The sequence below is a fragment of the Amycolatopsis sp. NPDC104775 genome (assembly GCF_055583325.1).
Window position 1 is genome coordinate 770,151 of sequence record NZ_JBVJOE010000002.1, and the last position, 22,423, is coordinate 792,573.

General features: G+C 68.4%; 22 protein-coding genes. 12 read left to right on the forward strand and 10 right to left on the reverse strand.

Translation table 11 applies throughout. The annotated features are described in order from the left end of the window. Positions 1–153: 153 nt before the first annotated feature. From wecB to ACZ63D_RS12510, 4 genes are read left to right on the forward strand one after another with little or no spacing between them, the layout of a single operon-like run. Complete coding sequence (gene wecB / locus ACZ63D_RS12495; protein ID WP_465354380.1) at positions 154–1,347, forward strand: non-hydrolyzing UDP-N-acetylglucosamine 2-epimerase; 1,194 nt, start codon at positions 154–156, stop codon at positions 1,345–1,347. Beyond that, positions 1,344–3,026, forward strand: a complete 1,683-nt coding sequence (locus tag ACZ63D_RS12500; RefSeq protein WP_465354381.1) for a DUF2334 domain-containing protein — start codon at positions 1,344–1,346, stop codon at positions 3,024–3,026. The genes wecB and ACZ63D_RS12500 overlap by 4 nt, the downstream gene beginning before the upstream one ends. Before the next feature lie 22 nt (positions 3,027–3,048). Then, the gene (locus ACZ63D_RS12505; protein ID WP_465354382.1) at positions 3,049–3,222 is read left to right on the forward strand and encodes a hypothetical protein; all 174 of its coding nucleotides are present in this window, start codon (positions 3,049–3,051) and stop codon (positions 3,220–3,222) included. Continuing rightward, complete coding sequence (locus ACZ63D_RS12510; protein ID WP_465354383.1) at positions 3,219–4,487, forward strand: glycosyltransferase family 2 protein; 1,269 nt, start codon at positions 3,219–3,221, stop codon at positions 4,485–4,487. Before ACZ63D_RS12505 ends, ACZ63D_RS12510 begins: the two co-directional genes overlap by 4 nt. A gap of 6 nt (positions 4,488–4,493) precedes the next feature. Here the strand turns inward: ACZ63D_RS12510 and ACZ63D_RS12515 are convergent, their stop codons facing one another. The 3 genes from ACZ63D_RS12515 to pdhA are packed head-to-tail and all read right to left on the reverse strand — an operon-like array spanning position 4,494 to position 7,869. Further along, positions 4,494–5,738, reverse strand: a complete 1,245-nt coding sequence (locus ACZ63D_RS12515) for a dihydrolipoamide acetyltransferase family protein (RefSeq protein WP_465354384.1) — start codon at positions 5,736–5,738, stop codon at positions 4,494–4,496. After that, positions 5,738–6,772, reverse strand: coding sequence for an alpha-ketoacid dehydrogenase subunit beta (locus ACZ63D_RS12520; RefSeq protein WP_465354385.1), 1,035 nt, complete (start codon positions 6,770–6,772; stop codon positions 5,738–5,740). Before ACZ63D_RS12520 ends, ACZ63D_RS12515 begins: the two co-directional genes overlap by 1 nt. Continuing rightward, positions 6,769–7,869 (reverse strand): pyruvate dehydrogenase (acetyl-transferring) E1 component subunit alpha, encoded by a 1,101-nt coding sequence (gene pdhA / locus ACZ63D_RS12525; protein WP_465354386.1) that lies wholly within the window; start codon positions 7,867–7,869, stop codon positions 6,769–6,771. The genes ACZ63D_RS12520 and pdhA overlap by 4 nt, the downstream gene beginning before the upstream one ends. A gap of 140 nt (positions 7,870–8,009) precedes the next feature. On the opposite strand from pdhA, the gene ACZ63D_RS12530 reads away from it, so the two are divergent. Then, a complete protein-coding gene (locus ACZ63D_RS12530) occupies positions 8,010–8,462 on the forward strand; it encodes an Lrp/AsnC family transcriptional regulator (RefSeq protein ID WP_199786023.1) in 453 nt (150 codons plus the stop codon). A gap of 7 nt (positions 8,463–8,469) precedes the next feature. Here ACZ63D_RS12530 and ACZ63D_RS12535 read toward each other — a convergent pair whose 3' ends face one another. Next, positions 8,470–8,958: a GNAT family N-acetyltransferase gene (locus tag ACZ63D_RS12535; RefSeq protein WP_465354387.1), complete on the reverse strand. Its 489-nt coding sequence runs from the start codon at positions 8,956–8,958 to the stop codon at positions 8,470–8,472. 42 nt (positions 8,959–9,000) lie between these two features. Continuing rightward, positions 9,001–9,723 carry a VOC family protein gene (locus ACZ63D_RS12540; RefSeq protein ID WP_465354388.1) on the reverse strand — a complete coding sequence of 241 codons (723 nt, stop codon included), beginning with the start codon at positions 9,721–9,723 and terminating at the stop codon, positions 9,001–9,003. 148 nt (positions 9,724–9,871) lie between these two features. On the opposite strand from ACZ63D_RS12540, the gene ACZ63D_RS12545 reads away from it, so the two are divergent. Continuing rightward, on the forward strand, positions 9,872–10,558 hold the full coding sequence (locus ACZ63D_RS12545) for a GNAT family N-acetyltransferase (protein ID WP_465354389.1): 687 nt from the start codon (positions 9,872–9,874) through the stop codon (positions 10,556–10,558). A gap of 163 nt (positions 10,559–10,721) precedes the next feature. On the opposite strand, the gene ACZ63D_RS12550 is transcribed toward ACZ63D_RS12545, so the two are convergent. Continuing rightward, positions 10,722–11,384 (reverse strand): alpha/beta hydrolase, encoded by a 663-nt coding sequence (locus ACZ63D_RS12550; RefSeq protein WP_465354390.1) that lies wholly within the window; start codon positions 11,382–11,384, stop codon positions 10,722–10,724. A 157-nt stretch (positions 11,385–11,541) separates the two neighbouring features. Here ACZ63D_RS12550 and ACZ63D_RS12555 point away from each other — a divergent pair, with 157 nt between their 5' ends. The 3 genes from ACZ63D_RS12555 to ACZ63D_RS12565 are packed head-to-tail and all read left to right on the forward strand — an operon-like array spanning position 11,542 to position 14,931. Then, complete coding sequence (locus ACZ63D_RS12555; RefSeq protein WP_465354391.1) at positions 11,542–12,312, forward strand: thioesterase II family protein; 771 nt, start codon at positions 11,542–11,544, stop codon at positions 12,310–12,312. Next, positions 12,305–13,873 (forward strand): acyl-CoA carboxylase subunit beta, encoded by a 1,569-nt coding sequence (locus ACZ63D_RS12560; protein ID WP_465354392.1) that lies wholly within the window; start codon positions 12,305–12,307, stop codon positions 13,871–13,873. Before ACZ63D_RS12555 ends, ACZ63D_RS12560 begins: the two co-directional genes overlap by 8 nt. 38 nt (positions 13,874–13,911) lie before the next feature. Beyond that, on the forward strand, positions 13,912–14,931 hold the full coding sequence (locus tag ACZ63D_RS12565) for an acyl-CoA carboxylase epsilon subunit (RefSeq protein WP_465354393.1): 1,020 nt from the start codon (positions 13,912–13,914) through the stop codon (positions 14,929–14,931). Between the two features lie 282 nt (positions 14,932–15,213). Here the strand turns inward: ACZ63D_RS12565 and ACZ63D_RS12570 are convergent, their stop codons facing one another. The 3 genes from ACZ63D_RS12570 to ACZ63D_RS12580 are packed head-to-tail and all read right to left on the reverse strand — an operon-like array spanning position 15,214 to position 18,259. Continuing rightward, positions 15,214–15,867 carry a response regulator transcription factor gene (locus ACZ63D_RS12570; RefSeq protein ID WP_465354394.1) on the reverse strand — a complete coding sequence of 218 codons (654 nt, stop codon included), beginning with the start codon at positions 15,865–15,867 and terminating at the stop codon, positions 15,214–15,216. Between the two features lie 23 nt (positions 15,868–15,890). Then, complete coding sequence (locus ACZ63D_RS12575; protein ID WP_465354395.1) at positions 15,891–17,006, reverse strand: sensor histidine kinase; 1,116 nt, start codon at positions 17,004–17,006, stop codon at positions 15,891–15,893. Then, complete coding sequence (locus ACZ63D_RS12580) at positions 16,997–18,259, reverse strand: nucleotide disphospho-sugar-binding domain-containing protein (protein WP_465354396.1); 1,263 nt, start codon at positions 18,257–18,259, stop codon at positions 16,997–16,999. Before ACZ63D_RS12580 ends, ACZ63D_RS12575 begins: the two co-directional genes overlap by 10 nt. Before the next feature lie 233 nt (positions 18,260–18,492). On the opposite strand from ACZ63D_RS12580, the gene ACZ63D_RS12585 reads away from it, so the two are divergent. Together ACZ63D_RS12585 and ACZ63D_RS12590 are read left to right on the forward strand one after the other, a co-directional pair. Beyond that, positions 18,493–19,425, forward strand: a complete 933-nt coding sequence (locus ACZ63D_RS12585) for a proline iminopeptidase-family hydrolase (protein WP_465354397.1) — start codon at positions 18,493–18,495, stop codon at positions 19,423–19,425. Then, on the forward strand, positions 19,418–20,377 hold the full coding sequence (locus ACZ63D_RS12590) for an ACP S-malonyltransferase (RefSeq protein ID WP_465354398.1): 960 nt from the start codon (positions 19,418–19,420) through the stop codon (positions 20,375–20,377). The genes ACZ63D_RS12585 and ACZ63D_RS12590 overlap by 8 nt, the downstream gene beginning before the upstream one ends. Here the strand turns inward: ACZ63D_RS12590 and ACZ63D_RS12595 are convergent. Continuing rightward, positions 20,370–20,615: a phosphopantetheine-binding protein gene (locus ACZ63D_RS12595; RefSeq protein WP_465354399.1), complete on the reverse strand. Its 246-nt coding sequence runs from the start codon at positions 20,613–20,615 to the stop codon at positions 20,370–20,372. The genes ACZ63D_RS12590 and ACZ63D_RS12595 overlap by 8 nt on opposite strands. A gap of 131 nt (positions 20,616–20,746) precedes the next feature. Between ACZ63D_RS12595 and ACZ63D_RS12600 the strand changes: the two genes are divergently transcribed. Next, positions 20,747–22,237, forward strand: a complete 1,491-nt coding sequence (locus ACZ63D_RS12600; RefSeq protein WP_465354400.1) for an AMP-binding protein — start codon at positions 20,747–20,749, stop codon at positions 22,235–22,237. Positions 22,238–22,423: the final 186 nt, after the last annotated feature.

Genomic DNA, 22,423 nt, shown 5'->3' on the forward strand with positions numbered 1-22,423 from the left:
TTTGGTGTCTTCTTGACGGCTTGTGACGGCGACTACCCACGGTGATTTTTACCCGTGCGGGTGAGGTCGATCCCGGAAGCCGTAGTTAGCGTGGTCGGCACGATCCAGAACTTTTCCCGATCGTGTCCGCTTTCGCCGAAATGGAGTTCCGTGATGACCCGGGGTGCCGCACCGGTGGTCTGGCTGATCGCCGGCACCCGGCCGGAGGCCATCAAAATGGCGCCGGTCGTGCAAGAGATGCGCCGGTCCGGACGGCTGGACCCGGTGCTCGTCGCGACCGGGCAGCATCCGGAGCTGGTCGACCAGGTGCTCGCCGCGTTCTCGCTGACCCCGGACCTGCGGTTGACGCTCGACCGGGTCGACGGCGGGCAGCCCGAGTTGTTCTCGCAGCTCGTCACCGGCCTCGACGCGCTCGCCGCGCAACGTCCGCCCGCGGCGGTACTCGTGCAGGGCGACACCACGTCCACTGTGGCCGGTGCGCTGGTCGCGTTCTGGCGCAAGATTCCCGTGGTGCACCTGGAAGCCGGACTGCGCTCGTTCGATCTGCACTCGCCGTTTCCGGAGGAGCTGAACCGGCGGCTCGTCAGCCAGGCCGCGAGCCTGCACCTCGCTCCGACTCCGCTGGCCGCGGAGAACCTGCGCGCCGAAAACATCGACGACAGCGTTCTGCTCATCACGGGAAACACTGTGGTGGACGCGATTTCCCGGGTGACGGACCGGGCAGTGTCCTTTTCCGACAGTGCGGTCGCCGACGTGGTCGAGTCGGCGACGCGGGGCGAGTGCCGGTTGGTGCTGGTGACGGCGCATCGCCGGGAGTCCTGGGGTGAGCCGCTGACTCGCATTCTGTCCGCTGTGGACACTCTGCTGGCGCGGCATCCGGACGTTCGCGTGGTGCTGCCGATGCACCCGAATCCGGCCGTGCAGGAGGCGGTGCTGGAAGCGCTGGCTGGCCATCCGCGCGTAGTGCTGACGCCGGCATTGCCTTATGAACAGACTGCGGCGGCGATCGCGGCCAGCTCCCTGGTGCTGTCCGATTCCGGTGGTATCCAAGAGGAAGCGCCGACGTTCAAGGTGCCGGTGCTGGTGCTGCGGGACACGACGGAACGGATGGAGGCAGTCAACGCTGGCTGCGCGATGCTCGTCGGCACGGACGCCGACCTCATTGTGGACACCGCGTCGAGGCTGTTGGCCGATCCGGCGCTGCGAGCCGAGATGAACGCGCGCACCAATCCGTTCGGTGACGGCCGGGCCGCGGAGCGCACCGAGCAAGCGGTGGCGTGGCTGCTCGGCCTGGCCGCTGAGGCACCGGAACCATTCGAGCCAGAATTGGCTGAGGTCAGGCAGTGAACTCACGGTTCCCTGCGTGGTTGCGGCTCGGGATCATTGTCGCCGCGGTGGTCAGCTTGGTGGGCGGGATCGTCGTGGTGGTCTCGGACGAGGGCTCCGGTTCCGAAGCGGCCTCTCCGGCCCAACCGGTTCTGCGGCAACCGAAAATCGGCCTGGCCGGTCCCGGCGGGCGTGACGACCGGCGTACTTTGGTGTTGTTCGACGACGGGCGCCGGTTGCGGCCGAGCCCGCCCGCGACGCAGGTCGCCGAGGAGGCGCAGGCCAACGCGATCCAGACGGCGAACCTGGTTTCCCGTTCCACCGCTTGGCGAATGCTGCCCGCCGCCGACTATCGCAGCGGTGAGCTGAACGAATACCAGGCGGTCGTTTACGTCGGCACGGTCTATGACGCGCAGCTTCCGCCCGCGTTGCTGGCCGACGTGAGCCGGACCCGGCTGCCGGTGGTGTGGATCGGCAGCAATATCTGGCAGCTGTTCGACCACACGCCGACGCTTGCCGGGAAGTGGGGGTGGACGTGGGCTCCGTTCCGGGAGGACGAAGTCACGACAGTGTCCTATCGGGACACTGAACTGCGGCGTGATCCTCATGCCGGGGCTGATGTCGTGGGAGTGCGGGTGACCTCGCCGAAGGCGAAGGTGCTGGCGCAGGCGAAGTCCGCGGATGAAGTGGTGTCGCCGTGGGCGGTCCACAGTGGATCTTTCACCTATCTCGCCGAAGTACCGTATTCTTACGTCGGCGCGGGTGACCGTTATCTGGCGGCCGCGGACATTCTGCTCGGCGTGCTCGCGCCGGACGCGCCGGAACGACGACGAGCGCTAGTGCGGATCGAGGACATCGGCCCACGTACGCCGCCTGCGGAAGTCCGGGCGATCACCGACTACCTCAGCGGGCGCGGGGTGCCGTTCTCGTTGGCGGTGTATCCGTATTACGTGGATCCACGCGGTGCGGCGAATGGAGGCAAGCCGACCTTCGCACGGTTGGTGGACAGCCCGGAACTTGTTGCGGCACTGCGGGATGCGGTCGCGCGCGGCGGGACCTTGGTGATGCACGGCTACAGCCACCAGTACGGCGAGACGGCCAACCCGTACTCGGGAACCAGCGCTGCGGACTACGAGTTCTACCGCGCGACCGTCGACCACCAGGACAATGTGCGGCTCAGCGGTCCGGTGCCGGAGGATTCGCCGGAGTGGTTCCGCGGCCGCATCGCGACCGGTCTGGGCGAGTTCGACCGGGTCGGGCTGCCGCGGCCGGACGCGTTCGAGTTCCCGCATTACGGCGGGTCCGCAGTGGACTACCAAGAGGCGGGCCGGATCTTCCCGATGCGGTACGACCGGGGCAGCTATTACGCCGGACAGTGCGACGGCGGCCGATGTGGCCGGACCGATGTGTCCTATCGCGAGGTTTACGGCCAGTTCTTCCCGTATCCGGTCCGCGATGTCTACGGGACTGTCGTGGTGCCGGAGAACGTCGGCAACGTCGCGCCGGCCAAGTTCAATCAGCACGACGCCCGCACCGCCGACGACATCCTGGCCGACGCGAAAACCCACCGCGTGGTGACCGACAGCGTCGTCAGTTTTTACTATCACTCGTTTCTTGGCATTGGCGACCTTCGGCGGATAGTCGAAGGCATTGCGGGGCTCGGCTATCGCTTCGTGTCCCCGGCCGCTGTCGCTGCTTGAGTTTCTTCTGGAAGGAAAAGAAATGTCTGTCACCCGGGTCGCTCCTGCGGTCGTGTCCGCCGCCGCGATCGGTGTCGCGCCGTTCCACGGGGTGTGGTGGTTCGTGTTGTCCCTGGTTGGATTCGTCGCGATGGCGTTGACGGTTCGTTCGGTCCGGTTGCGCGCTAACGGCTCCCGGGGTCGGCACGCGGCATGACGCAGCCGTGGTGGTTCGTACTGCTGCTGTGCTGGTGGCCGGTGCACAACCTGGTGCTGGCGGCCTTCGCCTGGCGTGCGCCGCGGCCCGCAGCGGAACGCTCGGCGCGCCCGTTGCTGTTCTGGATTGTTATTCCGGCGCTGAACGAGGAACGCGTTATCGCCAATACAGTGCGGAACGCGTTACGGCTGGGCAGTCCGGAAACTCCCGTGCGGGTGCTGGTCATCGATGACGGCTCGGACGACGCCACGCCAGAGATTGTCGCGGGAATTGCTGATGACCGGCTGCACGTGCTGCGGCGTGACTTGCCCCAGGCGCGGCAGGGCAAAGGCGAGGCGCTTAACGCTGGCTATCGCTACATCGATGCCATCTCGGTGCGAGAAGGAACCGTGTCGCAGACTGTCGTCGGCATCATCGACGGCGACGGGCGCGGCAGCGCGGGGCTGCTCACTGAGGTCGCGGCGATGCTGCGCAGCCGCGGTGTCGGTGCGGTGCAATGCCGGGTGCGGATCCACAATAGACACCGGTTGCTGGCGTTGTTGCAGGACTTGGAGTTCGGGGCGATCGCGGACGCTTCGCAATCACTGCGGGATGTCCTCGGCAGTGTCGGGATGGGCGGCAATGGGCAGTTCACGCGACTGTCGGTGCTGCGCAAGTTCGGGCCGTCGCCGTGGAGCGACTGTTTGGTCGAGGACCTTGAACTGGGGCTGCGGCTGCACTTGGCTGGGGTGCGGATCCGGTACACGCAGCGGGCTTGGGTGACCCAGCAGGGCTTGGAGGACACGCGCCGCCTCCTGCGGCAGCGGACTCGCTGGGCGCAGGGGAATCTCCAGTGCTCACGGCATTTGCGCAGTCTCGCGACTTCTCGGTTCATCGCGGGGACAGGGTTGTTCGACTTCCTGGTCTACCTCGTCGTGCCGTGGCTGACTGTTCCGCTGTCGCTGTTCGCCGCGGCGCTGCTGGTGATCGTTCCGGTGGCGTTGCTGACCGGAAACACGTTCGGCGGTCTGGTCGCGGAGACCGGGAACCTGTCGCAGGCGGTGGCGCTGTGGCTGGCCGCTTTGCTGCTGCCCGGAATCATGTGGGCGATCGTCTACTTTGTCCGGTTGCGGGATGAACCCTTGCGCCGGGCGTTGCTGGCCGGGTTGTGTTATCCCGCGTTCTTGCTGCTCGGTGTGCTAGCGACGTGGCGGGCCGTGTTCCGGATCTTGTTGAAGCGCAACGTGTGGGCGAAAACGGAAAGGCTGGCGGAGTTGCCAGCCTGACCGTCCTCACAGCGTGCGCAGCAGCCGTACCGGGTTCTCGATGCAGTCGGCGACGAAGCGGAGGAATCCGCCTGCCGTGCCGCCGTCGCAGACCCGGTGGTCGAACGCCAGCGTCAGCTCGGTGATCTTGCGTGCGGTGACCTGACCGTCCACGATCCACGGCCGGTCGATGACCCGGCCAACGCCGAGGATCGCCACCTCCGGGTAGTTGATGATGGCGGCGGAACCGTCTACTCCGAACACGCCGTAGTTGTTCACCGTGAACGTTCCGCCGGTGAGATCGGCCGGACCGAGCCGTCCGGCGCGCGCCTGCTCGGTGCGCTCGGCGAGGGCGGCGGACAGGTCTTCCAGGGTGTGCTGGTGCGCGTTCTGGACGACCGGGACGACCAGGCCTCGGTCGGTCTGCGCGGCGAAACCGAGGTGCACGGCGGACGGGATGACGATCTCGTCGCCTTCTAGATGCGCGTTCAGCTCGGGGAAACGGCGCAGACCCGCGACGGCGAACCGGCCGATGAGCGCGAGCAGGCTGATCTTCGGGGCGTGCGGATCGCTGTTGAGCGCGGTGCGCAGTTGCAGCAGTTCGGTCGCGTCGACATCCACCCAGACGGTTGCCTCGGGGATCTCGCGGCGAGAGCGAGCGAGTTTGTCGGCGACGGTTTTGCGCAGGCCGCGCAAGGGGATTCGTTGCTCGTCCGGGGTTGCCGCCAGGGCTGCCGGGTTCTCGGTGGCGGCGATCGCGCGTTCTACGTCGGCGCGGCTCACGATGCCGTCGGTACCGGTGCCAGTGAGGGCGTGAAGGTCCACTCCGGACTCGCGGGCGAGGCGTCGGACGAGCGGAGACACTACACGGACTCGGTCCGAAGTGGACTTTGGTGTTGGGGCCGGTGCGGTGATAGCGGGTGCCTTGCTGCCGCGTGGCCGCCTGGTGCGCCGGGTGCGTGCTTGGCTGGTGCCGTAACCGATCAGGACATTTCCGCTGCCTTCCGGGGTCACCACGCCGGGTTCGGTGAAGTCCGCGGCACTGTCCACAGTGATCAACGGGCTGCCGACAGTCAGCACTTCGCCTGCCTTGCCGTGCAGCGTCGCGACTCGGCCCGCGAACGGCACCGGAACCTCGACGCTCGCCTTGGCGGTCTCGACCTCCACCACGGTCTGGTCGACGGTGACGGTATCGCCGACCGAGACGTGCCACGCGACGATTTCCGCCTCGGTCAGGCCTTCGCCGAGGTCGGGCAGCTTGAAGACGGCCATCACTTCTCCCCGTCGAGCGGTGCCGCGTCGTCCCACTGGAGGCGTTCGATCGCGTCCAGGATCCGGTCGACGCCCGGCAGGTGGTGCTGTTCCAGATTCGGTGCGGGATAAGGAATGTCGAACCCGGCGACGCGCAGTACCGGGGCTTCCAGGTAATGGAAACAGTTCTCGGACAGCTGCGCGGCGACCTCGGCGCCATAACCGCAGAATCGGCTCGCCTCATGCACCACGACCGCGCGGCCGGTGCGGCGCACGGACGCGGCGACCGTTTCCAGGTCGAACGGCGCGAGGCTCCGCAGATCGATTACCTCGGCGTCGTAGCCTTCTTCGGCGGCGGCTTCGGCAGCTTCGAGCGTGGTGCCGAGAGCGCCGCCGTAGGAAATCAGGGTGACGTCGGTGCCTTCGCGGCGGATCACCGCTTTGTCGAGGCCGGGCGAACGGTGTTGCGGGTCAACGGTTCCCTTTTCCCAATACCGGCGCTTGGGTTCGAGGAAAATGACCGGGTCCGGGCTGTCGATCGCTTCACGCAGCAGGGTGTAGGCGTCGTCCGGCGTGGCCGGGGTGACGACGCGCAGGCCGGCCGTGTGCGTGTAGTAGACCTCGGACGAGTCGCAGTGATGCTCGACGCCGCCGATGCCGCCGCCGTAGGGCACCCGGATCACGACAGGCAGTTCGACCTGGCCCTTGGTGCGGTTGCGGAGTTTGGCGAGGTGACTGGTGATCTGTTCGAACGCGGGGTAGGCGAACGCGTCGAATTGCATCTCGATCACCGGGCGCAGGCCGTTCATCGCCATCCCGATCGCGGTGCCGACGATGCCGGACTCGGCGAGCGGCGAGTCGAAGACACGGGCGTCGCCGAAGCGTGCGGCGAGTCCGTCGGTGACGCGGAAGACGCCGCCGAGGGTGCCGACGTCCTCGCCGAAGATGAGCACGCGCTCGTCCTCGGCGAGTGCGTCGGCGAGGGCGCGGTTGAGCGCCCCGGCGAGGGACAGTGTCGTGGGGAGGGACAGTGTCGTGTCGAGAGTGGCGGTCATGCCTGGTCCTCGGTGTTCTCGTGCGCCAGTTCGGCGGCCTGCTGGCGCAACGCGGCGGTCGGCTCGGCGTAGACGTGCCGGAAGAGATCCGCCGGGTCGAGCTCAGTGTCGACGTTCATCCGTTCACGCAACGCGGCTGCTTCCTCTTCGGCGCGCGCGTCAATTCCTTGCTGCACCGTGTCATCGAGAAGGCCACGGTCGGTGAGGTACTGCTTGAGACGGCTGATCGGGTCGCGAGTGAGCCACTGTTCGACTTCGGCCTTCTCGCGGTAGCGCGTTGCGTCGTCGGCGTTGGTGTGCGATTCCATGCGATAGGTGACCGCTTCGATGAGCGTCGGTCCTTCACCCGCCGCGGCGCGCGCGACAGCCTGCTCGACGACAGCGTGTACGGCGGCAGCGTCGTTGCCGTCAACGAGTACGGACGGCATGCCGTAGCCGACACCCTTGTACGCGAGCGAAGGCGCAGCAGTCTGCTTCTCGAGCGGGACGCTGATGGCGTAGCCGTTGTTCTGTACGAGGAAGACCACCGGTGCCTTCCAGACAGCGGCGAAGTTCAGCGCTTCGTGCGTGTCGCCCTCGCTGGTGGCACCGTCGCCCACGAGAACGAGCGAGACCGTGTCCTCGCCCTTCACACGTGCAGCGTGCGCGAAGCCGACCGCGTGCAGCGTGTTGGTGGCGAGCGGCGTGCACTGCGGAGCGACGTTGGCACGGTACGGGTCGTAACCGCAGTGCCAGTCGCCGCGCAGCAGCGTCAGCACCTCGACCGGGTCGACGCCGCGCGCGACGACAGCCATCGAGTCGCGGTAGGTGGGGAAAAGCCAGTCCTGCGGGCGAAGCGCGAGGATCGAGCCGATCTCGGCGGCCTCCTGCCCGCGTGCCGACGGGTACACCGCCAGCCGGCCCTGTTTGGTGAGCGCGGTGGCCTGGGTGTCGAAGCGGCGTCCGGAAACCATGCCGCGGTAGAGGCGCAGGAGGACGTCGTCCGCGGGCATCGCGAGCGCCGGATCGGACACAGGCGTGCCGTCGGCGCTCACGAGGCCGAGCGGCTCGTCGCTGGGCAGGAAACAGGACGCGGCAGGGCGTTCCGTGGTGGTCACCGACAGCTCCCATCGACAAAGACGAGTAGGCCCTGATATTCGCCGCCGGGTGATCAGGGATCCAGACTTGACAGGGAACTGTGGAATGATGGCCTGGTTGATGGGTCTTGGTTGGACGATTGGCTTGCGAGGTGGCGCGGATGTCCCAGCCCGGTGGACAAATGGCAGCGGCGCTGGACGAGGTCGACCTGAAACTGATCGCCGAGCTGAAGAAAGACGGCCGCGCCTCGATGCGCGCACTCGCCGAACGCGCACACATTTCGCGGGCCGGTTGCTACACGCGGGTGGAGCGGCTGCACCGCGAGGGAGTGATCACGGGGTACGCGGCCGTCACCGATCCGCGCCGGATGGGACAGGGCCTCGCGGCGTACGTGTACTTGAAGGTCACGCAAAACTCGTGGCGCACGGTGAGCGCGGAACTCAAGCACATCCCGGAAATCGAACACGGCGGACTGGTGTCCGGGGACAACGACCTGATCCTGTTCGTGCGGACCCGCGACGCGGACAGCCTGCGGGACTTGGTGTTCGAACGGTTGCAGAACATGCCAGACGTGCTCTCGACGCACACCGTGCTGGTCTTCGACGAGCTGTGAGCCTCGGTCAGGACGCTTTGACCAGGTAGACCGCGAGCCGGAGCACCCCGGCCGGTTCGAACGGCATCGGCGCGCGGCGGTATCCGGCGCGTTCGTAAAGGGCGATATTGCGTTCGCTGGACGCGCCGGTGAAGAGGACGTACTGCTTCGTCTCCGGCGGCGCCTGGCGCTCGGCGTGCTCGAGAAGGACCCGCCCGAGGCCGCGTCCCGCCAGGTCCGGCGCGACCATCAAGCGGCCGATCTCCCAGCAGCCGTCCTCGACGGTGCGGGCGCGGACCGCGCCGACCAGCCGGTGTCCCAGCCGGACGACCCAGCTGTGCCAGGTCGTGATCGCCTCGCGCACCTCGGCGAGGTCCTCCGTCAGCGCGGGATGCTCCAGGGTGTTGTTGAGCAGCGCTTCCTGGACCCAGCAGCACCGCTGGAGCACCATCAGCTCCGCGGCGTCGTCCGGGGTCGCGGGGAGCAGGGTCGCGCCGGGGAGGGTTTCGAGATCCACCGGTCCGTTTCTATCACCGGATTCCTGGCGACGGAGCCGGGTTCAGGAGCCCAGGACGAACTCCGCGCCGAACGGGTCGCGGATGGTCACCATGCGTCCGTACGGGCTGTCCTGCGCTTCGACGATCTCCCCGCCGTGGTCGACTGCTCGTGTCCCTGCCGCGTCGGCGTCAGTGACGAGGAACAGGGTGCCCCACGCCGGTGCCACGGCGGACGGGTCGCCGAGGACGCCGCCGATTTCGTGACCGTCGGGACGGCGGAGGAAGGTGAAGTCGACGCCGGGCAGGTCGGCGTTGCCGTCGAGGGTGAAGGCGAAGACCTCGCGGTAGAAGTCGCGCGCCGGGTCGGGTGTTGGGGTGACGAGGTCATTGCGCAGCAGCGTGCCGGGTTCGTTGACGAGCCGCGCGCCGGGGAGCTCGCGGCCTTGCCAGAGCCCGAACCGCGCTCCGGTCGGGTCTTCCGCGAGGGCGACGCGGGCGTGGTCTTCGCGGTCGTGGGGTGGGTCGAGGACCTTGCCGCCTGCGGAGGTGACGGCTTTGGCAGTGCTGCCGCAGTCGTCGGTCGCGAACCAGACGGTCCAGGCCGGGCGGGAGTTACTCGCTTGGCGAAGGCCAGCGACGGGGAGATCGCGCAGCAGGCAGTGGTCGCCGTCGAAGGTCCAGCCGAGGACGGCACCGTAGAAGCGTCGCGCGCGGTCCAGGTTCGGCACGGCGAGCTCGATCCAGGTCGGGGTGCCGAGCGGCTGGTTGCGATCGATAGTGGTCATCAGGGTCCCTTCGTCGGTGGTGGCGACGCTAGGGCGGATCGCGGACAGGCTCGGTCCTCGGATGCTCAGCATGTGGGAGATAGTGGCCGGATCCGCTCCGGGGCACGCATTCTCGAGGAGATACCCCGGATCGGAATGGCAGGCGAGAATGAGCACGTCCCCGCTCGAAAACCCCGCTTGGGCCGCGTTGAGCGGCCCGCAGGCCGCGTTCGCGGAGCAGAAGGGACAGGTGCTGCGGTACGCGGTGGACGTCTCTCCCTTCATCGCCGTGCCGGATCAGCCGGACGAGCACGTCTGGCACGATCTCGCCGACCTTGTCGGACCGGGTGAAACGGCGCTGGTGGTCGGCAAGGTCGGGACGCCGCCGCCCGCGGGTTGGACGGTGGAGGCCGAGTTGACCGCGGTGCAGATGGACGGTTCGGCCATCCCCGCGGTCGCCGATCCGGAGGCGGTGCGGCTGACCGAGGCGGACGTGCCGGAGATGCTCGACCTGGTGTCCCGGACGAAGCCGGGCCCGTTTCTGCCCAGGACGATCGCGCTGGGCGACTACCTGGGCATCCGCCGCGACGGGGCGCTGGTGGCGATGGCGGGCGAGCGGATGCGTCTTCCCGGGTGGACGGAGATCAGCGCGGTGTGCACGGAACCGGCGTTCCAGGGGCAAGGGCTGGCGGCGCGGCTGGTTTTGGCGGTGGCCGCGGGGATCCGCGAGCGCGGGGAGCGGCCGTTTCTCCACGCCGCGGAGACGAACACCGGCGCGATCCGGTTGTACGAGAAACTGGGGTTCCGGCTCGCCCGGACGATCCGGTTCGGCAGCTACCGGGCTCCTTTGCGGTAATCGGCGGTTCCGGCGAGGATTTCGGCCAGACCGGTCGGCCGGAGCAGCGGGTCGACGTGGCCGACTGGCAGGGAGTGCACGTCGAAGGGGCGGTCCGGGGTTAGGGCATCGGCCTCTTCGATGAAGTGGTCTTGCAGTGCTAGCGGCAGGCTCGCGTCCGCGGTCAGCCGGACGTAGCTGTGCGGGACCCGGCCCCAGGCTGCCGGATTGACCAGGTCGGTGCCGGCGTCTCGGGATTCGTCCGGGTCGAGGGTGGACAGGAACGCGACGTCGGCTCCGTGCCGTCGGCGGTCCAGGCCCGTTTCAGCGCTGCGAGGTGGGCGGGATCGGTAGTGCGCCAGTTCATTCGGACGGCACCCAGGCGGTGCGGGTCGCCGACCGCGATGGAGCCGGTGTCGGCCAGCGCGGGCGCTCTGAACGCTGGGGTAGCGAGGTAATCGGCTGCGGTGCCGGTGACGCAACACCAGGCCGAGACGTAGACGGTGCGAGCGAGCAGGTCTGGCACGGCGTTGGCGACGCTCGTGACAGTGAAGCCGCCCCGGCTGTGGCCAACCAGCGTGACGGGACCGTATTCACGTACGCGGCGGACCAAATCGATGACGTGCGCGACGTTGTCGGCATGCGTGCTGCCCGCCATCGGCGACGGTTCTCCCGCCAAGGCTGCGAGGTCTTGGGCCTGGTAGGCGGCGGAGAAGCCAGCGGTGCCGTGGCCGGGGAGGTCGACGGCCAGGCTGCGGTGGCCGAGCAACGCTAGTTCGCGTTGAAGCGCGGTGAAGCAGCGGCTGGTGGCGTGGGAGCCGGGAATGAGGACGAACGTCGGCTGCATGCGAAGGTCCTTTCGGTCGCGGAGGCACAGTGTCCATTGTGGAGCTGGGGAAAGTTAGGGGTCGTTGCGCCCGGTGGGCGCGGTTACCGTGGGTCGGCGAAGAAAGATCCGTGGCCGGGTCGTCCCGGCGCAGACGTCGGAAAGGCGGTGGGACGACATGACAGGTAGCGAGAATTCCGACGAGGACAGCTGGTTTCGCCGCTTCCACACGTCGCCCGAGGCGAAGGCAAGGCTGGTGTGCCTGCCGCACGCCGGGGGTTCGGCTCCGTTCTACTTCCCGGTTTCGCGGGCGCTGACGCCGGACATCGAGGTGCTGGCGGTGCAGTATCCGGGCCGCCAGGACCGGCGGCACGAACCGTTCCTGACCACCATCGATGCGCTGGCCGACCGGATCGCCGACCTGCTGCGCGGCCGCGACGATCTGCCGCTCGCACTGTTCGGGCACAGCATGGGCGCGATGATCGCCTTCGAGGTGACCCGTCGGCTGGAGGCCGCGGGCACCGCGGTGGACACGCTGTTCGTCTCCGGCCGCCGGGCGCCGTCGCGGCACCGGGACGAGAACGTGCACACCCGCACCGACGAGGGCGTGATCGACGAACTGCGCCGGCTGAGCGGCACCGAAATGGACTTGCTCGGCGACGACGACGTAGTGCGGATGATCCTTCCGGTGGTGCGCAACGACTATCGCGCGGTGGAGACTTACCGGTACCAGCCGGGCTCGCCGCTCGCGGCCCCGGTGGTCGCGTTCACCGGCACCGCCGACCCGGTCGCCTCGGTCGACGAGGTCCGCTCGTGGAGCGACCACACTTCGGCGGGCTTCGAGCTGGTCCCGCTCGCCGGCGGGCATTTCTTCCTGACCCGCCACCAGGACGTGATTCTCCGGTATCTGACCGATCGGCTTGTCGACAAGGGGCGGGCACATGTCTGAGGCACTCGCGGCCGGATTCGACAGCAGACTCGAGGAATTGCGGGAAATCAAGGAGGCCGCGCGCCGCGGTCCCGACGACGCCGCGACCGCCCGGCAGCACGACCGCGGCAAGCTGACCGCGCACGAGCGCATCGAACTGCTTCTCGACCCGGGTTCGTTCACCGAGATCGAGTCCTTGCGCCGGCACCGCGCGACAGCCTTCGGCCTCGAACACCGGAAACCGTACTCGGACGGCGTGGTGTGCGGCTGGGGGACGGTCTACGGGCGCACGGTTTTCGTGTACGCCCACGACTTCCGCATTTTCGGCGGCGCGCTCGGCGAGGCGCACGCGCAGAAAATCCACAAGGTGATGGACCTTGCCGCCGTGGCCGGTGCGCCGCTGGTGTCGCTCAACGACGGAGCCGGGGCCCGGATTCAGGAGGGCGTGACGGCTCTCGCCGGATACGGCGGGATTTTCCAGCGCAACACCCGGTCTTCGGGAGTGATTCCGCAGATCTCGGTGATGCTCGGCCCGTGCGCCGGCGGTGCGGCGTACTCGCCCGCGTTGACAGATTTCGTGTTCATGGTGCGGGGAACCTCGCAGATGTTCATCACCGGCCCGGACGTGGTGCACGCGGTGACCGGCGAGGAGATCACCCAGAACGGCCTTGGCGGCGCGGACGTGCACGCCTCGACGTCGGGCGTCGCCGCGTTTGTTTACGACGACGAACCCAGCTGCCTGGAGGACGTGCGGTACCTGATTTCGCTGCTGCCGTCCAACAACAACGAGGTCCCGCCGGTGGAGCCGACGGCTGATCCGCCGGACCGCCGTACGGACAAGCTGCTCGAGGTGGTGCCGACCGACTCGGCCCGCGCGTACGACATGTGCGCGGTGATCGAGGAAATCGTCGACGACGGCGAATTCCTCCAGGTGCACGCCGGATGGGCGACGAACGTGGTGTGCGCACTGGCCCGGCTCGACGGGCACGTGGTCGGGATCGTGGCGAACCAGCCGGCGACGCTCGCCGGAGTCCTCGACATCGAGGCGAGCGAGAAGGCCGCGCGGTTCGTGCAAACCTGCGACGCGTTCAATATCCCGCTGGTGACGCTGGTCGACGTGCCGGGTTTCCTGCCCGGGGTGGACCAGGAACACGGCGGCATCATCCGGCACGGCGCGAAGCTGCTGTACTCCTACTGCAACGCCACGGTGCCGCGGGTGCAGATGATCCTGCGCAAGGCCTACGGCGGCGCGTACATCGTGATGGACTCGCGATCGATCGGCGCGGACGTTTCGCTCGCGTGGCCGACGAACGAGATCGCGGTGATGGGCGCCGAGGGCGCGGCGAACGTGATCTTCCGGCGCGAGATCAACGCGGCCGACGACCCGGAGGCGGTGCGGCGGCAGAAGATCAAGGAGTACAAGACCGAGCTGATGCACCCGTACTACGCGGCCGAACGCGGGCTTGTCGACGACGTGATCGAGCCCGGCCAGACGCGCGAGATGCTGATCCGGTCGCTGGCCATGCTGCGGGCCAAGCACGCCGACGTTCCGGCGCGCAAGCACGGGAACCCGCCGATGTGATGGGGGTCCGGGTTGCGCGGCGAGGGACGGGGGATGTGATGGGTTCGGCTGGGGTGGCGACGGGTTCGGGGCCGGGGGCTCTGGGCGCGGGTGGCGGGTCGAGTGCGTCGTGCGAGGCGCGGGACGGCTCCGCTGATTCGAAACAGGCCGGGTCACCCGGTGGAGGGCGTGTTCCGGACGGAGCGTCTGCGGCCGCAGCCGCGTCGGGATTGCTTTCCCCGGTTGAGGAGTCTGCTGTGGCGGTTCCGAGTGTGGGGGTTCTGGGCGCGAGCGGCGAGCCGAGTGTGTCGTGCGAGGCGCGAGGTGGCTCTGCTGGTTCGGAGCATGCAGAGACGCCCGGTGGAGGGCGTGTTCCGGACGGAGCGTCTGCAACCGCACTCGCGTCGGGTTTGCTTTCCCCGGTTGAGGGATCTGCTGTGGTGGTGCCGCTTCCGGGTGCGGGGGTTCCGGGCGCGAGCGACGAGCCGAGTGCGTCGTGCGAGGCGCGGGACGGCTCCGCTGGTTCGAAACAGGCCGGAAAGCCCGGTGGAGGGCGTGCTGGAAAAGCGACGTCCGCAGTCGCGGCTGAGTTGCTGTCCGCTGGGGATGACTCGGTTGAGCTCGTGCCGGGTCCGGGGCTGGAGGTTCCGGTCGCGGGTGGCGAGCCGGGTGCGTCGTGCGAGGTGTGGGACGACTCCGCTGGTTCGAAGTCGCCCAGGACGCGCGAGGAAGGGGCTGACGGGGAGAGAACGTCCGCAGTCGTAGTTGGGGCGGGGTTGCTTTCCGTAGAGCAAGAATCGGCTGGGACATCGCTTGGCCCAGATGCGAGAGGGAAGAATCTCTCCGCAACGCAAGGAAATCCGGCTGATCCAGAGTCATCCCAGGAGCGTGCTGCGGAGGTAGCGCCCGCAATACGTGTGGTGCGAGGGAATCCGGACGACGTGGAGCTGGCTGCCCTCCTGGTGGCGTTGGCCGCTCTCGGCCAGGCCTCGGCGGCTGGGCGCGAGGAAATTGCTGTGCCGTCACCTCGGCGACCGTCGACAACCTTCGTTCCGGCGACGAGCTGGCGGGCGCGCTAGAGTCGTCCGGCGAGGGCGATGAGCGGGCTCCACGCAGGGCGATGCGGGCCTTCCGCAGCACGGCGTCCGCGACCGTGCGGAACACCGGTCTTCGAGAACGCCAGCCAGGGCGAAGCGCCGCTCTCCACAAGGTCAGCGGCGATCGGTGGCGAGGGGCAGAGTCCTTGCGCCACAGGAGAAAAACGACTTCGTCCACAACGGACGACACGGGAACGGGTCCAAGATCCATATCCCCAAGCTACCGCCGCCGGTCGAACATCTGCACGGTATCGATCCGGTGAATCAGGCGTGGACCGCGGTGCTGTCCAGGTACGTCAGCACGGCGCGGATCCGGCGGTTCTGGTCCTTGCTGGCTTCCAGGCCGAGCTTCGCGAAGATGTTGCTGATGTGGTTTTCCACCGCTCCCTGGGTCACCACCAAAGCCTTGGCGATGGCGGTGTTCGACAGGCCCTGCGCCATCTGCGCCAGCACCTCGGTCTCCCGGGCGGTCAACGCCTCCAACGGGTCCCGGCTGCGGGAAAGCATCTGTGCGACCACGTCCGGGTCGATGGCCGATCCGCCGCCGGCTACGCGGCGGACTGCTTCCAGGAAGTCCGCTACGTCGGCGACTCGTTCTTTCAGCAGGTAGCCGACGCCGGACGTGCCTTCCGCGATCAGGTCTACCGCATAGCTTCCTTCGACATATTGCGACACCACCAGCACCGGGAGGCCGGGGATTTCCTTGCGGGCGGCCAAAGCCGCGCGGAGGCCCTCGTCGGTGAAGGTCGGGGGCATCCGGACGTCGGCGATCACCAGGTCGGGGCGGTGGTCGCGGATGGCGACCAGCAGGTCGTCGCCGTTGTCGACCGCGGCGGCGGTTTCGATGCCGACGTCCGCGAGCAGGCTTTGCACCCCGGCGCGCAACAGTACCGAGTCTTCCGCGATCACGACGCGCATTTTCTTCGCCTCCACAACAGGATTCACCAGCGGACGGGCAGATCGGCCCGCACGACGGTGGGGCCGCCGGCGGGGCTGACGACGGTGAGCACGCCGTCGATCGTGGCGGCGCGGTCGGCCAGTCCGGCCAGGCCGCCGCCGGGGCGCATCGAAGCGCCGCCGTGGCCGTTGTCGGTGATCTCGACGACCACGGTGTCGGCGTCGCGAGTCACTCGCACGGACGCCCGGTCGGCGCCGGAATGTTTGGTCACGTTGGTGAGCGTTTCGCTCACGATGAAGTACGTCGTCGTTTCGACAGGTGCGGGAGGACGGGGTTCTACGGTAACCTCGACCTCAATAGGGATAGGCATTCTTGCGGTAAGAGAAGACAACGCCGCGTCCAGGCCGCGATCCTGGAGCACCGGCGGGTAGATGCCGCGCGCCAGGTCGCGCAACTCCGAAACGGCGAGTTTGGCGTCGGCGTGCGCGGCTCCGATGAGTTCGCGGACCGCGGTCGGGTCGTCGAGGTCGAGTTTGAGCTGGGCGCGGCCCAGGCTCATCGCGACGGACACCAGCCGCTGCTGCGCGCCGTCGTGCAGGTCTCGTTCGATCCGGCGCCGTTCGGCCTCGACCGCGTCGACTCCGCGTGCTCGCGAGTTCTGCAGCTGCTGCGTGCGCGCTTCCAGTTGCGCGGTGCGGTTCGGGCCGAGGAACGACGTCGCCAGCTCGCCGTGCATCGTCCCGATGCGCGGCGCCACGAAAATCCCGAAAGGAGGTACCGCGATGGACACGACGCCCGCCACGAATTCCACGATGCCCAAAGGAAAAGCGATGAGCACGAACGCGAACTCGCGCCAGGTGGCGGTGTCGAGCAGCCGCGCCTGCCACACGGCGAGCATGCCGGGACCCGCCGGACGGCGGCGGACGGGTTCGGCGATGGCCATGCCGAGCATCTGGTGCGCCCAGCGTCGTTCGAACGCGCAGTACGAAAGCATCAGCGAGGTCGCGACCAGCAGGATCGGAATGCCGATCCACAGCATCGTCGTGGCGACGCCGACCACCATGGTCACCAGGATCAGCACGAACGCGGCGAGCCGGATCGGGAGGCTCAGCACGAGAAACCCGATCGTCCGCATGGTCGGCGGCCGCGTCACGGGCATCGCGCGATCCGTTCCAGCTCCGGTACGAGGTCGTCGAGGGTGGGCGTCGCCAGCATCTCGTCGCGCACCTCGAGCGCGCATTCCCGGAAGGACGGTTCCTCCAGCAACCGGCGCACTCCGGTCCGGACGCTCGCGGGCGTCACGTCCTCGAGGTCCACCAGCAACCCGTTGCCGCGCTTCACCTGAGCCACCGCGGAGCCGCGTTCGCTCCACGTGGTGCCCGGGATGACCAGCTGCGGGACGCCGTTCACGACCGCGTTGCCGATTGTCGCGCCGCCGCCCTGGTGCACGATCGCCGAGCACGAGGCGAGAAGTTCGTTCATCGGCACGAAGTCGACCGCGCGGACGTTGTCCGGGATCGCGCGCACGGAGGCGAGTTGTTCCGCGTTGAGCGTGGCGATCACTTCGATGTCGAGGTCGGCGAGCCCGTCCAGCAGGTCCCCGACGGAGGTCTCCTCGACGCCGAGGGTCTGCCGGTTGGAGATGCCGAGGGTGAGCATCACTCGCGGCCGCTCCGGCCGCTCCAGCACCCACGAAGGGATCGCCATCGGCTTGTTCTGCGGCACGAACCGGGCCGGGAGGTAGTCGACGTCCACGCCGTCGTAACGCAGATACGACGGATGGCAGTCGATGGTCCGCACGCCGTAGCGGAGGGTTTCGTCGTAGTCGGCTCCGAACCGGCCGACCTGGGCGGACATCCACGTCACGAACGAGTCCGGCGAGCTGTCCTCCGGGTGGCTGGCTCTGAGGTCGCGGTACTGCGCGCCGATGCGGGCGGTCTGGTCGGCGGCGTACATCATCCGCAGGTGCGGCACCCCCATGGCGTGCGCGACGATCGGCGCGGCGTAGATCAGCGGGTCCCACACCACGAGGTCCGGCTGCCACTGCCGGGCGAACCGGATGAGTTCGTCGAGCAGCAGCTCCGGCGTGGTCCAGCGGAACACGTCGACCCAATGCTCGTAGACGTTGCGCACGTACTCCTCGGTGTAGCGCTCGGGACGGCTTTCCGAGAGCCGGAATTCGCCGTGCATCGCGTTGTTGCCTTCGACCTGCTGCTGCCGGTGGCGGGCGATGTCGAGTTCGTCGCCGAACCACATGGCGTCCAGCCCGGTTTCGGTGAACGGCGCGACCTCGCGCGGGTTGCGCTGCCCGACGAAGCGGACCTCGTGCCCGGCCGCGGCCAGCGCCCAGCCCACCGGAGCCATGCTGTAAACGTGCGTCCTCGTCGGGAAGACCATCAGCATCACGCGCATCGCGGCAGCTCCGGGTTCGTAGTCACGGGAGAACAAGGGAAACGGTAGGGCCGCCTCCCCGCCGCGCCCACCCGGTAGGGGACCCCTGAATCCGGCACGGCGAAAGAGGATTTGGCTCGGCTTTAGATGCCCCTTAGGGGCTGGTGGCGCGCGGGCCCCGGCGGATAGACAGGTATCCGGATCCGGCCGCGCTGCGCCGGAGAAGGACGAGGGAGGCGAATGAGGTGATGAGCATGGCAGTGGCGCCCACCGCGAAAGGCTGGGTTCCTTTCGGCGAGCACCGCACCTGGTACCGGGTCACCGGGCACCCGGGGGGAGCGGCCCCCGCCGTGGTCGTGGTGCACGGCGGGCCGGGCAGCACGCACGACTACCTGCTGAGCCTGGCCGAACTCGCCGAGGCCGGATTCCCGGTCGTGCACTACGACCAGCTCGGCAGCGGCGGGTCCACCCGGCTGCCGGACGCCGATCCCGGGTTCTGGAACCCGGAGCTGTTCGGCGACGAGCTGGACAACCTGGTGCACCGGCTGGGCATCGAGGACAATTACGTCCTTTATGGACAGTCGTGGGGCGGCCTGGTCGTCGCGCGGCACGCCGCCGAGCGCCCGGACGGCCTGAGTGGGCTGGTGATCGCCAACTCGCCGGCGTCCTATGAGCTGTGGCGCAGCGAGATGGACCGGCTGCGCGCGCTGCTGCCGCCCGGCGTCGACGAAGGACTGCGGGCGCACGAAGCCGCCGGAACGACGGACACGCAGGAGTACTTCGACCTCATGCGCGTCTTCTACGACCGGCACGTCTGCCGCGTGCTGCCCTGGCCGCCCGACTATGTCGCCTCGTTCATGGAGATGGCCGACAACAACACTGTCTACTCGGTGATGAACGGCCCCAGCGAGTTCACCGTCACCGGCACGCTCGCGGACTATTCGGTGATCGACCGCCTCGACGACATCGAGGTGCCGACCCTGCTCATCTCCGGCGCGCACGACGAGGCCACCCCGGCCACCGTGCAGCCGTACTACGACCGCATTCACGACGTGCGCTGGGAGATCCTCCCGGAATCGAGCCACGTCCCGCATCTCGAGGAACCGGAGCGGTTCCGCGAAATCCTGCTGGGATTCCTGCAGGAAGTCCATTCCCCCGCCGAAAGAGAGGTCGCCAGTCATGGATGAGGCCAGCCAGGCCGGATCGGCGGTCGTGTTCCCCGGGATGAGCCCGTGCCGGTTCGTCGACTTCGGCAAGTTCCTGCTCATCAACCCGTTCGCGCGCAGGCTCATCAAGGACGCCGACGACCGGCTGGGCTACTCGCTGGTCGACCGCTTCCGCGAGGCCGAGGGCGACTACTCCGAGTACGCCCAGGTCGGGTTCATGCTCACCTGCGTCGCGCTCGCCGAATGGGCCGAACAGGAGTACGGGATGAGCCCGGACTACTGCACCGGCCCGAGTTTCGGCGAGAAACCGGCCAGCGTCTACGCCGGTTCGCTGACCTTCCCGGACGCGGTGTGGATGACCGCGAAGCTCGCGCAATGCCTCGACGAGTTCTTCGCGACCGAGCACACCGACGTCGTCACGCACTCGTTCGTCCGCACTCCGGAAGAGAAACTGCGCGACGCGCTGACCGAACTCGACGGCCGCGGCGAATGGTCGGACATCTCCTGCTACATCGACCACGACTTCTACATGGTCTCGGTGCGGGAGCGGAACCTCGACTGGCTCAAGCAGACCGTGCGGGGGATAGGCGGGCTGTCGCTGTACACGATGCGTCCTCCGCTGCATTCGCGCGCGTTCGGCGCGTTGCGGCGCAAGGCCGAGGACGAGGTGCTCGGCGGCCTCGACTTCCATGATCCCCTCCTTCCGATCATCGCTGACCAGGACGGTTCGGTGCTGCGGTCCGGCGAGCAGGTCCGCACGATGCTGCTGGACAGCATCGTCGAGCCGCTGCGCTGGCCGGACGTCGTCTCGTCGCTCGAACAGCTCGGCGTGCGCAAGCTGTGGGTGGCCGGGCCGGACACGCTGTTCGGCCGCGTCCGGGCCACCACCAGCCGGTTCGAGGTGACCACGGTGAACCCGCGGCTCGCGCTGCAGCCGCGGCGGCGCGGCGCGGGTCCCTCGCGGGTCAGCTAGCCGGCTGCAGCTGCGACAGCGTCGTCCAGAGGCGTCCGGGGTTCTCGAACGTCTCCAGGTTCAGCGCGTCGTCGGAGAACCGGACGTTGTACTTCTCCTCCAGCACGGCCAGCAGTTCCACCGTGGCGAGCGAGTCGAGGCCGTACTCCCTGAGCGGGGTCTCGGCGGTCAGCGCCTCGTCGGCGGGAAGGAACGGCAGGTACGGGCGGAGGGCTTCGTCGAAAGAGCTGTCCCACATGGCTACTCCGGTGGCTGGGTCGGGCACTTCACCAGGCAGGGAAACCGACCGCCCGGTTCGGTTTTGAACCTTACCCCGCGCCGCCGTTCCCGAGCGACGCGTCGGCACCCCTATTCACGCGGAGGACCAGGATGGACACGACGATCACCTCGGGACTGCACTCGCGGTTTCTGCGCGGGCTGGCCCGTTCGGAGTCCCGGCCGGCGGTCAGCGTCGGCGGGGAGACGCTGACCTATGGCGAGCTGCACGAGCGGGCGTTGCTGTGGGGTGGCGCGCTGGCCGAGTCCGGCGCCCGCACGGTAGGGGTGCTGGCCGGGAAGGGAGTGACCGCCTACGCCGGGATTCTGGCCGGGCTGTACGCGGGGGCGACGGTCGTCCCGCTGCGGCCGGACTTCCCGGCGGCCCGGACCGCGCAGATGGTCGAGGCCGCGGAGGTGGACGCGATCATCGCCGACGAACGCGGTTTGACCATCGCTCCATCGGTGAAGACGCTGCTGGCCCCGGAAGTCACCAAGTTGCGGCCGCACCAGGCACTGACCGCACCGAAGGACGTGCGCCCGGAGGACTCCGCGTACGTGCTCTTCACGTCGGGCTCCACCGGACGGCCGAAGGGCGTCCGGATCGGCCACGGCTCCACCGAGCATTACTTCGGCCTGCTCGACGCGCGGTACGACTTCACGCCGGACGACGTCTTCTCCCAGACGTTCGACCTGAACTTCGACTGCGCGATGTTCGACCTCTTCTGCGCGTGGGGCGCGGGCGCGGAAGCGGTGGTCCTGCCAGGCGCGGCGTACCGGAACGTGCCGGCGTTCGTGGCGGAGCGCGGCCTCACCGTGTGGTTCTCCACGCCGAGCGCGATCGACCTCGTGCGCCGCACCGGACGGCTGACCCCGGGTGCGATGCCCGGCCTGCGGTGGAGCTTCTTCGCCGGGGAAGCGCTGACGGTCCGCGACACCGCGGACTGGCGGGCGGCGGCGGGCAATGCGGTCACCGAGAACCTCTACGGCCCCACCGAGCTGACCATCACCGTCGCCGGGTACCGCTGGAACGACGAGGAAACCCCGCGGATCGCGGTGAACGGCGTGGTCCCGATCGGCGCGGTGCACGAGGGGCATGAATACCTGCTCATCGACGAGAACGAGGCTGGGGAGGGCGAACTCGCCATCGCCGGGCCGCAGCTGACGCCGGGCTACCTCGACCCGGCCGACGAGAAGGGCCGGTTCCTCGATCGCGACGGGCAGCGGTTCTACCGCACCGGCGACCGGGTGCGTCGCCTCGGCGGCGACGACCTGGCGTATCTGGGGCGGCTCGATTCGCAGGTGCAGGTGCTCGGCTGGCGCGTGGAGCTGACCGAGGTGGAGCACGCGCTGCAGGAGTGCGGGGTGCAGGCGGTGGCGCTGGGTGTCGCCGGGGACAGCGGGACCGAGCTGTTCGTCTTCTACACCGGGCCGCGACGGCCGGTGATCGAGCTGGTGCGGGCGTTGCGGGCGGTGCTGCCGGAGGGCGTGATCCCGCGGCGGTACGAGCACGTCGAGGAGTTCCCGTTGAATTCCAACCGCAAGATCGACCGGAAGACGCTCGCCGCGCGGGCTGCCGAGCTGCTGAGCCCGGTCCCCGCCTGAAGCGTTCGTGAAGGGCTCATCGAGGGAATCAGCTTCCCTCGAGGAGCCCTTCACGCTTTCCGGCGGGAGGGGCAGAGTGCCAGCTAGGGGCCGTTAGGGGTGTGGATCACCGCCTGGTCGCGGATAGTTTTCCGGACGTCGGGGGCTATCCCGCGCAGGCACGGTGATTCTACGAATCCTTTCGGG